General features: G+C 62.3%; 13 protein-coding genes and 1 pseudogene. 6 read left to right on the top strand and 8 right to left on the bottom strand.

Annotation, left to right across the window (positions count from 1 at the left end; translation table 11 throughout):
- Nucleotides 1-109: 109 nt before the first annotated feature.
- The 6 genes from ACQ651_RS17340 to ACQ651_RS17315 form a co-directional block, all read right to left on the bottom strand.
- Entirely contained in the window at nucleotides 110-907 is a 798-nt protein-coding gene (locus ACQ651_RS17340; RefSeq protein ID WP_430449974.1) for a DUF1217 domain-containing protein, read from the bottom strand.
- A complete protein-coding gene (gene flbT / locus ACQ651_RS17335) occupies nucleotides 904-1,308 on the bottom strand; it encodes a flagellar biosynthesis repressor FlbT (protein WP_227286257.1) in 405 nt (134 codons plus the stop codon). The genes ACQ651_RS17340 and flbT overlap by 4 nt, the downstream gene beginning before the upstream one ends.
- On the bottom strand, nucleotides 1,305-1,679 hold the full coding sequence (flaF, locus tag ACQ651_RS17330; protein ID WP_227286259.1) for a flagellar biosynthesis regulator FlaF: 375 nt from the start codon (nucleotides 1,677-1,679) through the stop codon (nucleotides 1,305-1,307). The genes flbT and flaF overlap by 4 nt, the downstream gene beginning before the upstream one ends.
- A gap of 83 nt (nucleotides 1,680-1,762) precedes the next feature.
- Complete coding sequence (locus ACQ651_RS17325) at nucleotides 1,763-3,328, bottom strand: flagellin (RefSeq protein ID WP_227286261.1); 1,566 nt, start codon at nucleotides 3,326-3,328, stop codon at nucleotides 1,763-1,765.
- Between the two features lie 222 nt (nucleotides 3,329-3,550).
- A complete protein-coding gene (locus tag ACQ651_RS17320) occupies nucleotides 3,551-3,898 on the bottom strand; it encodes a hypothetical protein (protein ID WP_430449973.1) in 348 nt (115 codons plus the stop codon).
- Nucleotides 3,895-4,149, bottom strand: a complete 255-nt coding sequence (locus ACQ651_RS17315) for a rod-binding protein (RefSeq protein ID WP_430449972.1) — start codon at nucleotides 4,147-4,149, stop codon at nucleotides 3,895-3,897. Before ACQ651_RS17315 ends, ACQ651_RS17320 begins: the two co-directional genes overlap by 4 nt.
- 1,458 nt (nucleotides 4,150-5,607) lie before the next feature.
- Here ACQ651_RS17315 and ACQ651_RS17310 point away from each other — a divergent pair.
- The gene (locus ACQ651_RS17310) at nucleotides 5,608-6,297 is read left to right on the top strand and encodes a flagellar hook-length control protein FliK (protein ID WP_430449971.1); all 690 of its coding nucleotides are present in this window, start codon (nucleotides 5,608-5,610) and stop codon (nucleotides 6,295-6,297) included.
- Nucleotides 6,298-6,311: 14 nt separating this feature from the next.
- The gene (locus tag ACQ651_RS17305; protein WP_227286268.1) at nucleotides 6,312-6,977 is read left to right on the top strand and encodes a flagellar hook capping FlgD N-terminal domain-containing protein; all 666 of its coding nucleotides are present in this window, start codon (nucleotides 6,312-6,314) and stop codon (nucleotides 6,975-6,977) included.
- 48 nt (nucleotides 6,978-7,025) lie between these two features.
- Here the strand turns inward: ACQ651_RS17305 and ubiB are convergent, their stop codons facing one another.
- Together ubiB and ubiE are read right to left on the bottom strand one after the other, a co-directional pair.
- A complete protein-coding gene (gene ubiB / locus ACQ651_RS17300) occupies nucleotides 7,026-8,549 on the bottom strand; it encodes a 2-polyprenylphenol 6-hydroxylase (RefSeq protein WP_430449970.1) in 1,524 nt (507 codons plus the stop codon).
- 3 nt (nucleotides 8,550-8,552) lie between these two features.
- Nucleotides 8,553-9,305, bottom strand: a complete 753-nt coding sequence (gene ubiE, locus ACQ651_RS17295) for a bifunctional demethylmenaquinone methyltransferase/2-methoxy-6-polyprenyl-1,4-benzoquinol methylase UbiE (protein WP_430449969.1) — start codon at nucleotides 9,303-9,305, stop codon at nucleotides 8,553-8,555.
- Nucleotides 9,306-9,395: 90 nt separating this feature from the next.
- Here ubiE and mutM point away from each other — a divergent pair, with 90 nt between their 5' ends.
- The 4 genes and pseudogenes from mutM to dnaA all read left to right on the top strand — a co-directional run bounded on the left by mutM (nucleotide 9,396) and on the right by dnaA (nucleotide 13,643).
- The gene (gene mutM, locus ACQ651_RS17290) at nucleotides 9,396-10,259 is read left to right on the top strand and encodes a bifunctional DNA-formamidopyrimidine glycosylase/DNA-(apurinic or apyrimidinic site) lyase (RefSeq protein WP_227286273.1); all 864 of its coding nucleotides are present in this window, start codon (nucleotides 9,396-9,398) and stop codon (nucleotides 10,257-10,259) included.
- 67 nt (nucleotides 10,260-10,326) lie between these two features.
- A pseudogene (locus ACQ651_RS17285) lies at nucleotides 10,327-11,104 on the top strand (enoyl-CoA hydratase).
- A gap of 204 nt (nucleotides 11,105-11,308) precedes the next feature.
- Nucleotides 11,309-11,575, top strand: coding sequence for a 30S ribosomal protein S20 (rpsT, locus tag ACQ651_RS17280; protein WP_121896075.1), 267 nt, complete (start codon nucleotides 11,309-11,311; stop codon nucleotides 11,573-11,575).
- Nucleotides 11,576-12,257: 682 nt separating this feature from the next.
- Nucleotides 12,258-13,643 (top strand): chromosomal replication initiator protein DnaA, encoded by a 1,386-nt coding sequence (dnaA, locus tag ACQ651_RS17275; RefSeq protein WP_227286277.1) that lies wholly within the window; start codon nucleotides 12,258-12,260, stop codon nucleotides 13,641-13,643.
- The last annotated feature ends 108 nt before the right edge of the window (nucleotides 13,644-13,751 follow it).

Genomic DNA, 13,751 nt, shown 5'->3' with positions numbered 1-13,751 from the left:
CTGCGGCATCCTGCGTGCCTCAAATCAACGGCAACGCAAGCACGAGAGCACGAGAGCACGAGAGCACGAGAGCACGAGAGCAAATGCTAACCAAGCGACTCCGTCAATGTCAGAGCGCACCTTGTAGCAATGTGAGCGCGATCGCAGCGGGCGAATTGACGCCGGCAAAGCTGTTGAGCTGTGATCGGGTCAGAAACGCCTGGATCAGCTCTTCGACCTGTTCCGGTTCGCGAAACTGCGCGATGTCGGAATCGCCCAGGACCTGATCGCTCCGCTCTTTGAAGGTTTTCAGCTGCTGGTCGAGATCGAGACCACCAACACCGGATGGCAGACCAAGTGCGGTTTCGAAGATCTTGCGCAGGGGCGGATTGCCCATGATGGTAAACCACGCCGCATCATTGGTAAGATCTCGCCCGGCAATCTCGGGCAACTCACGTGTCGCCGTAAGCGCCAGGCGCATATCCTCGTTTTGGGTACCGATGGCCCTTTCAAACTCCTGCCGCTCGAATTTCGCCAGAATCCGGTCGGCAAATCCGGGCGTCCCGGATTTGGGCGGCAAAGAGGTCCCAAAGCCGAATGCTTCCGAAAAGGCACGATATCTCTTGTCCGCCAAACGGTTCGCCAATGCATCGCCCTCGGCGGCACCTTCGGCCAGAACCGTGCGAATGAAGGCCTTGTTCGGCACGTCGTCCTGAAGGCCGAAGGCGCTAAGCGCCACCCGCAGCAGCCGGAAATCACCAACGAGGTCATCGGCGCTTTTGACCGCGCCGATGTTTTCCCGAAAGTACGCCATGTCCCGGTCAAGAGCGGGCGATGCCGCGAAGGCCGCCGTTTGCTCCGGCAGCGTACGGCTCAGGAACGTCCAACCGGAATAGCCGGCAAATGGCACGAAAGGCTGAAAGGTCATGTGGGACCGGCAGCGAGATATCGATCTTCCCGTGGCAGCAAAGTACGCAGCGCTTTCAGGGCCTGATATGTCTGGCCATTCACCAGATGATCGGTCGCGGCGGCCAGCTGGGCACGGCTGTCAGGATCCGTGAAGACCTGGCTCAGCTGTTCCATCCCGCGCAGGATCTGCAGCTTGGCGTCTTCAAAATCCGCATCTCCGGACAGCACCAGTTGCGCGATGTAGCAAACCCTTCGAACGGGTGTATTCACCTCCTCGGGATGAATCGCATCGCGAAGACGAAGGATATGGGCGTTCGGCGTCATGATGGACAGCCGCGATCTTCGGTCACCGTTTTCTACAACCGCGCCATTGATCAGAACCCGTTCCTTCGGGCTCAGTTTCAGGACAAGACCACTCATGCCGCTTCCGCCTCGCCTCTCAACCCGCGCATCACCGCAGTGTTGATGTCGATCAGTGGAGCCAGCGAGGCCCCCTCTTTCAGAACCTTGCGACTATGGCTCAGCGTGAATTCGCAGAGGTAGAATATCTGCGCTCTCAGTGCCTGTGGCAGCGCGTTTCCCTCTGTCGCCACGTCGCCTGCGAGCAGCGTCCAGAGCTGGCGGTTATCATGGATCGCCGCAGCTTTCTGGCCAACTCCGCGTGTGGAGTTTTCAGCCTGGACCAAACGTGCCGTGACTTTTTCGAAAACGGCGTATTCGGTGCCACGATCTGTACGTACGGGTGAGGCCGGCTGGGCGTAGGCGGATCTGGCCATGTAGGTTGTGTTCACGAGCGAGGTTCCTTCCGGGGGTATGGGACATCGTTAACCGTTGGAGATCGCCGGGGCCGCGATGAACCCCGGCGATCCTGACTTTACCGGAAGAGCGACAGGATACTCTGCGGTGCCTGGTTGGCGATGGACAGCGACTGCGTTGCCAGCTGCTGTTGCACCTGCAATGCCTGCAACCGAGCCGAGGCTTCCTCCATATCCGCATCAACCAGCGTACCGATACCGGATTTCAGTGAGTCGATCAGCTTGCCGACAAAGTCCGACTGGGTTTCGATCCGGCCCTGAGCGGAGCCGAACGACGCAGCCGCATCGATCGACGTCTGGATCATCGTTTCGATGTTATCCAGCGCGGCATCCGCGCCGGCATTGCTGGTCACATCAATGGAGTCGAGACCGAACAGACCACCCGATGCCGTGCCACCATCCATGGCGGCCGTCGCGAGGGAGAGATCCGAACCGCTGTTGTCGATCTTCAGGCTGGCCTGCCCCGTGGCGCTGTCGATGGCGACCTGGGTGGAGATGCCGTCGATGCCTGCGCTGTCGATTGCAGTTTTCAGACCGCGCGCAACGTCTTCAAAGGTCTCCCCCTTGCCGGCGGTATAGAAGTACGCCGTGCCACCGATCGACGCCTGATAGCTATTGCCTTCGGCAACACTTGCGCCCGCGGTGAAGAAGATCTCTTCGGCACGCTGATCGATCGAACCGGTTTCGGTTGTCGTGTTGCCGGTCGTCGCGCCGTTGATCGCCTGGATGTAAGTGTTGCCGTCGCCGCCCGAGACCGAGTCGGTGATTGCGATATCCAAAGCTTCGAACGGTCGGGTCGACGTCACCACGATCTGGTTGGTGCTGTTGGAGGAGAAGCTGACCCCATCGAGATCGAGAGCCTGGAGACTGCTCAGCAACGCGTCACGCACATTGGTCTCGGTCTGGTCGGCGGCGGCAGAGGTATAGCCGACGCTCAGGCCAGCAACGCTGATCGTGGTCGAATCGTTCGCATCCCAGCCCGTGGTCTGGGCAAATTCGATCACGGCAGTGTTGCCTGTCGCCGACAGGGTGCCGCCCGCATAGGTCGAGCCGCCGGCGGCATCGAGAATCTGCCCGGACAGGTCCGTGCCCCCGCTGCCGACGCCGTTGGTCCCTGCACCCGTCCCCAGGTCCTGGCGACTGATGGTGATGTTGGACGCATTCACGGTGCTTGTGCCCGTGCGGTCCAGCGATGACAGGATGTTTACGTCATCGGTGCCCTTGACGAGGTTGAGGCCGTTGAACTGGGCAGCGCTCACCACGGAATTGATCTGATCCCGCAGCGCCTTGATATCGGTCTGGATCTTGTCTCGATCCACGTTCTGTTCCTGCGCGGCGACGATCTTGCCTTTGATTTCGGTCAACAGATCGGTGACGGTTTCCGATGCACTGCGCGCCACGGAGACAGTCGACTCACCGAGGCTGAGGCTTTCAGAGATCGCCTTGAACCCCTTCACATCCGATTCCATCACCTTGGAGATCGACCAGACCGCGGAGTTGTCTCTGGCCGAGGCGATGGACTTGCCGGTGGAGATTTCGCCCTGCACTTTTTGCAGGTTCGAATTGACAGACTTGAGTGTCTGCAATGCAACCATTGCACTGTTATTCGTCAGAATACTGGACATGTTTTGCCCTTCCTTTTTGCGTTCATGGCACCTGTTCTGCGCCTGGATTATCCAATGCCCGAACGGGCAATTCGGAACGTCTTTCTGACGCTTGCAACCTGACCGTGGGCCGGGTCACGCCACCATTTGGTGCAGGCGTGACACTCGCGGCAAAGCGCTAACAAGCTCCTAAGGTTTCAGGCTCTTTGTCTTGGATTTTAGATGAACGACACGTGAACGAGGCTAGCTGCGGCGCTCCAGGTTCGGCCGTGCGGACCCTATCGGCGCCGTGCGGCCGGTTGCATCGTAACCGGTAAAACTGGCGTCAGGTTTCTGCGCCAGCATCGCACGTGCGGCCTTCACGCCGCGCAGGGCGGCCGCCATGAGCTCGGCATTCTGCCGGGCCGCGCGGCGCAAGCTCTGCAACGCTTCTTCGTCCGTCTCCGCAGGCCGGGTCCGACCCAGTTGCTCCAGAGCCCGTGCCAAGGCCGGTGTGGATCTGGCAAGACCGGCCAGATCGCCGTTCCGCAGATCTTCGCCCTGTCGGGTCAGCAATGCCATCAGGGCCCGGCTGCGATGGGTCAATGTCATGACGAGGCGCCCCCCTGATGACGCGCAGCCAGCGAACGGAAGAGATTCTCCGCCAGCCCAATTCCACCGCTTGCCGCCATCTGCCGCGCATGCTCAAGCCGCAGGAAAGAGGCGAACTGTTCCTCCCCCGCGCCGCCGCCGAACGCGCCGCGGGCTTCCCCGAACTTGGCCTGTTTGAGCATTTCGGCGAGAAAGCTGGCTTCCAGATCTACCGCAGCCTGACGCAGCCGCGCCTCCGTGTCCGGGGGCATCGGGGGCGACGCCGGTTGCGCTTGCGACGTTACGGAAGGGGTCGGGGCTACGCTCATCGGAATACACTCAATTCGAAACACTTCGGAGCGAGCATGACCGCTGCGGGTAAAGAATTGGTAACGCGGACAAGGGATGTTGCGGGCAGTCGACCTCATTATCGGACAGCATAGAACATGCAACCGTCTCAAATCTTCCCGGCCCCGCCCGCGACCCCCGGGTCACGTGGTACGGTCACTGCGGAAACTGCCGATAGTCAGGATGAGAGATTTGCCGCTCTGGTCCAGAACGGTCAGTCGGTTATCCCGGCTTCGGGCCAGGGGGATGAAAGCTGGCCGATTCCGCCGTCCCGGATCGCCGGCAAGACAATCGGCTCCGCGCCCGGTTTGCCGATGCGGGGCGAGGCCGCCGATATTCGTCAGGAGGAACTGGAGGCAACCCCGAAACCCGTCATTCAGGAAAGGACGGAGCGCCCGTTGCGAGACATGACGCCGCCGCCGGAGCCATGGGGCGCTGTCACCGGTCAGGATGAGCTACCGGCAGAGCCCCCTGCTGATACGATAGCCAGCGCCACCTTCCATGGCGTTCCCACCAGTCAGACGCAGCCGACTACAACTGCCCGCAGCGTCCGGCCAAATCCTGATGTACCGGCCACGGCCGATCTACCTGCTAAACCCGATGGTGCCCCTCGTGTTGAAAAGCGGGCAATGTCGGTGGCGTCAGCAGCGCAAGACCGCAGCTTTGGTACTCCCGTCGATCTGCCGAAACCATCCCCCTCGGGTCAAGTGACCGGCGATCTGGTAACCCCCCTCCCTGCGGTGGCATCCAATCCACCGACAAACAGGGTGCCCGCACCGGAACCGGCGGGACGTCCGGACCCGAGCGCATCGACACTGAACGCGCCCGTCGAGTCAGCGATCCCGGCGGACACGCGTCAGTCACAGATTGGGTCAGCGGCGGGAAAGGAGAACCGGCCGGCGCGAACAGATCTCCGGCCCGCGCCGCAGACGCCCCTCAACGCGTCTGAGACCGCGAAGACATCGGCTGTTCCTCTAGAAGAATCCTCACCGGAGGCTCAGCTTATCCGGACGCGCGAGGCGGGCCTTGCGCCGGTTCCTCCAACCGAGGTGAAGAACCTGTCCGGCCCCATTCCGAACAGCGCAGAGATGGTGGCCCAATCGGCCATCTCCGGTCCCGCTCCGGTGGTGCGTCAAACCCCGCCCGCACCGGCCGCGACGGAACAGACGCCCGATCGGAAGCCCTCCGGGTTGGCGCCTGCCTTCGCCGCAAGGGGCCCTGATCGGGGTGTTCTGCCCGAGCCAAAGCCGTCAGGAAAACAGCCCGTGGCATCCGCACCGCAAAGCCCCGCGAGCCCGCTTGCGCCGCCTGTTTCCAACCGGCTGCCAGTGGCGGCGCACCCGCCCGCACCCCTAACCGCGCCGCTGAATCCAAGCAAAGAGATGACCGTGGCCACCGGGCGTATCCTGACCGAAGTCGATGTGCAGGCGCTGCCGGCAACGCCGACCACCCAGGCTTTCACGCCACCAATGCCACCGGTTTCAGTTGCGCCCACAGGTCTGTCGGCTGTCGATCCGCAGACGCCTATCCGCGTTTTGCAAACCGGTCTCCCATCCGGTGAACTGCCTTTTGAGCTTGCGGCGATACCGGAGCTTGCGGCAAACGGTGCCGGCACCGGAACGGCGGCGCAGCTGAGCCCGTCCGGCCCGCCCGCGCCTCAGGCCGCCACCGCGCAAAATGCGGCCGCACAGATGGCCGCAGCCATGCAGGCACAGGCCGGCGCCCGAATGCCCGATCAGCCGATCGAGATCGCCCTCGACCCGCCGGAACTGGGCCGCGTGCGCATGGTTTTCAGCCATGTGGACGGAGGCCTGGTGCTGGCAATCACGGCCGACCGGCCCGAAACGCTCGACCTGATGCGGCGGCACGCGGATCTGCTCGCCCGCGAATTCTCCGACGCGGGTCTTGGCGGCACTGCGTTCAGCTTTCAGGGCCAGCAGAACGGAGACAGTCCGAAAACGGACCACAAAGCCACCCGCATGACCGGACCGGGTGAGCCACACGCCGCGACCGGCCCGCAACCCCGGCCCGGCCCGCGCGCCCATGACGGCGCGCTAGATCTGCGTCTTTAGAAAGGAGATCGCGCATGGATGTCATCCAGACCGCCCAACAACGCACCAACACCCCGTCGCTCAGCTCTGCCGAGCCTGAAACCGGGTCCATGATCAACTCGGATTTTCAGACATTTCTCACCATGCTGACCACGCAGATGGAAAACCAGGATCCGCTGAACCCGATGGAATCCACGGATTTCGCCACGCAGCTCGCCACCTTCTCGGGCGTCGAACAGCAGGTTCGCACCAACGAGCTTCTGGGCGATCTGCAAACCGGAATGACGATGATGGGCATGGGCCAACTCAGCGGCTGGGTCGGGATGGACGCGCGCGCGGAGATGCCGGTGGCCTTCACCGGCAGCCCCATCACCCTCACCGCCCCGCCGCACAACCTTGCCGACCGGATGGAACTGGTGGTGCGGAACGAGGCGGGCCGCGAAGTTCAGCGCCTGAACCTCACCATCAGCGATGATCCGTTCACCTGGGCCGGGGTTGGCCCCGACGGCGACCCGCTGCCCGAAGGCATCTACAGCTTCACCACCGAAGCGTTTGCCGATGACACCCTGCTGGAAGAGCGCCCCGCGCAGGCCTATGCCCGCGTGGAGGAGGCCATGATTCGGGACGGGCAGACATGGCTGAACATGTCCGGCGGGATCAGCATTCCGGCAGATCTGGTTCAGGGCATCCGCAATCCGTAAAGCGCGGGGAAACACCGGCCAGCCTGCGACCGCGTCCCAGCCGCTCGGCTACGACAGAAGCGCCAGCAATCCCGCACCCGCCAGAAGGCCGATCACCGCGAACAGCGCCCGGTCCGGCCAGCGGGACGGCGCGGGGTCCGGTCGCGGGGCGTTTTGCGCCAGCAGCGCCGCTTCGGCCAGTTGCGGCAGGCGCGGACCGAAGCGCGACAACACGCGGGCGGTTTTCAGCAAATCCGAGACCAGCGCCTTCGGGCCGATATTGCGAGTGATGTAATCCTCCACCACCGGGCGCGCCACGTCCCAGATGTTGATATTCGGATCAAGGGATCGCGCCACCCCCTCGACCACCACCATGGTGCGTTGCAGCAGGATCAGCTCGGTCCGCGTTTCCATGCCGAACTGCTCTGTCACATCGAACAGATAGGCGAGCAGCCGCGCCATGGAGATACGGCTGGCATCCATCCCGAAAATCGGCTCTCCGACGCTGCGGAGCGCCTGCGCGAACTCGTCGATATCGCGATCCGCGGGGACGTATCCGGCCTCGAAATGCACCTCGGCCACGCGGCGATAATCCTTGCGAATGAAACCCATCAGGATCTCCGCATAGACCCGGCGGGTATATTCATCGAGCCGACCCATGATGCCGAAATCAAGCGCCACGATATCGCCCGTCGGCCCGACCTTCAGGTTGCCCTGATGCATATCCGCGTGGAAAAACCCGTCGCGCAGCGCATGGGTCAGGAACATCTGCAAGGTTCGCGCGGCAATCGCTTTTCGATCATGCCCGGCGGCAATCACCGCCTCGGTGTCGCCATAGGGAATGCCCTTGGCCCAGCCAAGCGTCAGCACCTGACGGGAGCACAGAAACCACTCCACCGGCGGCACGGTAAAGCCTTCGTCCCGGGCCGTGTTTGCGGCGAACTCGCCGGCAGCAGCCGCTTCGATCCGCAGATCCAGCTCGCGCAGGACAACCCCTTCGAAATGCGCGACAACGTCATTGGGTCGCAACCGCCGCGAGTTGGGGGACAATGTCTCCACCAGCCAGGCAATCAGATAGAAGGCGTCGATATCCTTGCGGAAGGCGCGTTCGATATTCGGGCGCAGCACCTTGACGGCCACCTCCTGCCCGGTCCCCGCGAGGCGCGCCCGATGGACCTGCGCGATGGAGGCCGCCGCGACCGGTTCGGAAAACTCGGAAAACATCTGCGCGACGGGCATTTCCAGTTCCCGCGCCACCACCTGCTTGGCGCGTTCGGTCGGGAATGGCGGCAGCTTGTCCTGCAAAACCCGCAATTGCGTCGCCAGTTCCCCGCCCACCACGTCGGGCCGGGTCGACAGGATCTGGCCGAACTTGATGTAGGCCGGGCCAAGTGCTGTCAGCGCCCGGGTCACCGGCGGCAGGTTGGTGTCGCCCTTCAGGCCAAGCCAGGCAAAGGGCCAGCCCAGGACACGCGCCGCGATCCGCAGGCTGCGCGGCGCATCCAGTGCCTCCAGCGCGACACGCATCGCACCCGTCCGCTCGAATGTGGCGCCGGTGCGGATCACGCGCCAGATGTTATGGGGGCCTCGCATCGGTTAGATCTTCCACCCCGAATGCAGCGCCGCGATACCCATGCTGAGATTGCGGTACTTCACCTGGTCGAAGCCGGCCTGCCGGATCATCTCGGCAAACACCTCCTGCTCGGGAAAATTGCGGATCGACTCGACGAGATACTGATAGCTGTCCCGGTCGTTCGCAATCATCTGCCCCATGCGCGGGATCACGTTGAAGGAATAGAGATCGTAGAGTTTCTGAAGGCCCTCATTCGGCAACTGGCTGAATTCCAGCACCATCAGGCGGCCTCCCGGCTTCAGGACGCGAAACGCTGCGGCCAGCGCATCGGGGATGCGGGTCACGTTTCTTATGCCGAAGCTGATCGTGTAGACATCGAAGCTGTTCGCCTCGAAGGGCAGGGCCATGGCATCGCCGACGACCCAGTCGAGCTTCTCCGCCAGTTGCGCGGCTTCGGCCCGTTTCTGCCCCTCCAGCAGCATCGATTCCGTCATATCCAGCACGGTCGCCGCGGCCCCGGGTGCACGTTTGAGAAACCGGAAGGCGATATCGCCGGTCCCGCCCGCCACATCGAGCAGGGATTGACCGTCGCGCGGGGCCAGCCAATCCATCATCGCGTCTTTCCAGACCCGGTGGATGCCGACCGACATGACATCGTTCATCACGTCGTAGCGCGAAGCGACATTGGTAAAGACGCCATGGACCATACCCGCCTTGTCATCCTCGCCCACGGTCTGGAAGCCGAAATGGGTGGTGCGGGTGTCGTTCTCGCTCATGGGCTCTTGCCCTCCTGATCGGTCTGCCCTTGTAATGGTGGGCTCTGCCCCCGCGGATACACCGCCCGCCCCACACAAGGAAAGCCCGCTTTGCCCGAACTTCCAGAGGTCGAGACAGTGCGTCGCGGGCTGGCCCCTGTGATGGAGCATGTCCGGATCGCCCGGGCCGAGGCGCGCAGGCCCGATCTGCGCTGGCCGCTGCCGCCGGATATGGCCGCCCGGCTCAAGGACGCGACGGTCACGGCCCTGCGGCGCCGCTCGAAATACATCCTGGCCGATCTCGACAGCGGCGAAACGCTGATCATCCATCTGGGCATGTCGGGCCGGATGCTGATCTCGGGAGATGCCGGGCAGAGCGTTCCGGGGCAGTTTCATCACAGTCACCCCCTGCCTGAAAAGCATGACCATGTAGTGATCGACATGGCAAATGGCGTGCGGGTGACCTTCAACGATGCAAGGCGTTTCGGCGCGATGGACCTGACCGCCACCGCCGATCTGGCCTCGCATTGGCTTCTGGCCGGTCTCGGCCCCGAGCCGCTTGGCAACCGGTTCAACGAAACCTATCTCGCCGAACGCCTGAGCGGGCGCAGAACCCCGATCAAGACCGCGCTGCTGGACCAGCGTATCATTGCCGGGCTGGGCAATATCTATGTCTGCGAGGCGCTTCACCGGGCACGCATTTCGCCAAAACGTCTGGCGGGCCGGATCTCGGCGGCGCGCATCGCGGAGCTGGTTCCGGTAATCCGCGATGTCATCTCCGAAGCGATCGAAGCCGGCGGTTCCTCGCTGCGCGATCACCGGCAAACCAACGGCGAGCTCGGGTATTTCCAACATAACTTCCGGGTCTATGACAGGGCCGGCGAACCCTGCCCAACCCCCGGATGTCACGGGGAAATCCGCCGGATCGTGCAATCCGGACGATCCTCTTTTTACTGCGCGTCATGCCAAAGATAGCTTGAACCCGCGCATCAGACTGCTAACCCTAACGCCTTAAGTTGAACAACCAGAGGCGCTCGCCCGCATGGCCTATGAGACCCTGATCGTCGATATCGAAGATCATATTGCCCTGATCAAGCTGAACCGTCCCGACGCGATGAACGCGCTCAACAGTCAGCTTTTGGGGGAGCTGTCGAAAGCACTGAAAGCCGTCGAGCAGAATGACAAGGTTCGCGTCATCGTGCTGACGGGATCGGACAAGGCTTTCGCCGCCGGCGCCGATATCAAGGAGATGTCGACCAAGACCTTCGTCGAGGCCTTCACCGACAATCTGTTCGGCGACGAGGTCGACCAGATCTTGAAATGCCGCAAGCCGATCATAGCCGCCGTGGCGGGGTATGCGCTTGGCGGCGGATGCGAACTGGCGATGATGTGCGACTTCATCATCGCCGCCGACACCGCCAAATTCGGCCAGCCCGAGATCAATCTGGGCACTGTCGCCGGCATCGGCGGAACCCAGCGCCTGACCCGGTTCGTGGGCAAGTCGAAATCCATGGACATGCATCTGACCGGCCGGTTCATGGACCGCCGAAGAGGCCGAGCGTTCGGGTCTCGTGTCCCGGGTGGTGCCCGCCAAGAAGCTCATGGATGAGGCGATGGGTGCCGCGGCCAAGATCGCCGAGAAATCCGCGCTGACCGCCATGGCCGTCAAGGAAGCGGTCAATCGCAGCTACGAAACGACACTGCGCGAAGGTCTGCTCTTCGAGCGCCGCCTGTTCCACGCGCTTTTCGCGACCGAGGATCAGAAAGAGGGCATGGCCGCCTTCCTGGAAAAGCGCGAGGCGCAATTCCGCGACAAGTAGGGTCTTGGTCGGCATCGGCGGTGATGGCGCAACGCCGGAGCCGCTCGGGCCCGAAACCTCTTCCCTTCGCGGAGCGAATCCCTTAGATGGCGCCGATACATGCGCGTGAGGCCCGCTCTGGCCAGATTTGCCCGGTTCGCAAACCCGGGGTGCGGTTTCGTTGCGCGACAGATATTCAACAGACCCATCCGAAAGGAAACCGACATGGCAAATTCGCCTCAAGCCAAGAAACGCGCCCGTCAGAACGAGCGCCGCTTCGCCATCAACAAAGCCCGCCGCTCGCGCATCCGCACCTACCTGCGCAAGGTCGAGGAAGCCATCGCATCCGGCGACCAGGCTGCTGCGCAAACCGCCCTGCGCGAGGCCCAGCCCGAATTGATGCGGGGCGTCACCAAAGGGGTGTTGCACAAGAACACTGTCGCACGGAAAATGTCGCGGCTATCCGCTCGCGTTAAGGCGCTTGGCGCCTGATAAAGCGATTGGTTAACCCTTGTTTTAAAGGCGCTCCGGCAGGGGCGCTTTTTTTTGGAATGAAAATATGACGTGGGATCAAGGCGCTAAATTCCCACACCCAGATTCGATTGCCGGAATGGCCGGAGTCAAGCACGAAGAGATGTTGCGAGGCGTCCCGGACTCCCGCTAGCTTGCCCTTGTGATTCAGATTGTCTGGGGGGACAGAACGGATGGGCACGGGCCTTGGACGGGCATCCAGACGCTTCGGCGGATTGATGTGCGGTGGTGTTTTTCAAGCACCGGTCAGGGTTCCCTCATCGGCATGATGACAGCGGCCGGACGGGCATATGTCGGCCGCTCTGAAATGTCGTCTCACGGGCTGGAAGGCGCTTGTCGCCCAAGGCCAGGTGAGGCCAGCGATGTCTCAGTACCCGCAGAGCGTCAAAGCGCTGCAAGCACGTGTCAGGGTTCCTGTGTTTTCGGGCCTTGATCGTTAGTTCGGGCTTTGTCGTGAGGTCTGTGCCGTTGGCATGGACCCTTGTCGACGTGATCCGGCGATTGGGCATGATGCTTTTGCATCAATGTCGCCGGGTTTTGTCGCAGACCGTCAGATCACACGTGAACGCATAACAGAGCCGTCCGGCGGGGCGGCTCGCGGGTTGGCTTGGCAGCGATCCGATAACAAAAAGACGGGTATAAAATGACTGATGAAACCTGGGGACATGTCCGCGGCGAATTGATGAAGTCGATTGGGAAGAACAATTTTTCAGCCTGGATCGAACCGATTACCTTCCACAGTTTTGAAGATGGCATTGTCCGCTTTCTGGTTCCCGCAAAATTCATCGGCTCATGGGTGTCGCAGAACTTTGGCGACGTGATCCTCCGTCATCTGATTTCCGCCGGGATCGGCGCGGACCGGATCGAATTCACCGTCGATCCCGCCGCCAAGGCAAAACCCGCCCCGCATTCCGCAGGCAAGACACCCGATGCCACCCCGTCGCCGGAGCCCGTCAATGTGGGCGGCAATAACGGCAACGGCAATGGGCTGCTCAACGCCTCGCTCAACCAGAATTTCACGTTCGATGCCTTCGTTGTGGGCAAGCCGAACGAGTTGGCCCATGCCGCGGCCCGGCGCGTGGCCGAGGGTGGCCCGGTCTCCTTCAACCCGCTGTTTCTTTACGGCGGCGTCGGCCTCGGCAAGACGCATCTGATGCATGCCATCGCGTGGGAGTTGCAGACCCGCCAGCCACAGTTGCGCATTCTTTACGTTTCGGCCGAGCAGTTCATGTACCGCTTCGTCCGCGCGCTTCGCGAAAAGGACACGATCGGCTTCAAGGAGATGTTCCGCTCGGTCGATGTGCTGATGGTCGACGATGTTCAGTTCATCGCCGGAAAGAACTCCACACAGGAAGAGTTTTTCCATACATTCAATGCCTTGATCGAGATGGGCAAGCAAATCGTGATCTCCGGAGATCGGGCTCCGGTGGATATGGAAAATCTCGACAACCGCATTGCCTCACGGCTGGCCTGCGGCCTTGTCGTCGATCTCCACCCCACCGATTACGAGTTGCGGCTTGGCATCCTGCAAACCAAGGCGGAGACCTATCGGGAACGCTACCCCAAACTGCAGATCGCCCCGGGCGTACTGGAATTCGTGGCGCATCGCATCTCCACCAATGTCCGGGTTCTGGAAGGCGCGCTGACCCGGCTTTTCGCCTTTGCCGATCTGATCGGGTCCGAGATCACCATGGATCTGACCCAGGAATGCCTGTCCGACATCCTGCGCGCGACGGACCGCAAGGTGACGATGGACGAAATCGTCAAGAAGGTGTGCGAGCACTACCATATCCGCCAGGCGGATCTGCTTGGGCCCAGCCGTGCGCGCAACAATGCCCGCCCCCGGCAGATGGCAATGTATCTGTGCAAGAAGCTGACCACGCGCTCCCTGCCCGAGATCGGGCTCAAGCTTGGCCGACGCGATCACACGACCATCCTGCACGGCGTCCGCAAGATCGAGGAACTGATGGCCATCGACAGCCAGATCGCCGAGGATGCGGAGTTGCTGCGCCGGATGCTGGAGGCGTAGCGCCTTTTGGCGGGCGCGCCCGGGAAACCGGCAGGCGGGAACCTGAATCCGTTTTAAGTGCCTCATATCGCGGGAAATCGGGCCCAACCCCATTGACGCCGGGGCCCG

Source organism: Rhodophyticola sp. (assembly GCF_965284195.1).
GTDB lineage: Bacteria > Pseudomonadota > Alphaproteobacteria > Rhodobacterales > Rhodobacteraceae > Rhodophyticola.
Note: the sequence above shows the minus strand (reverse complement) of the source record. Positions and strands in the feature narration are given on the sequence as shown.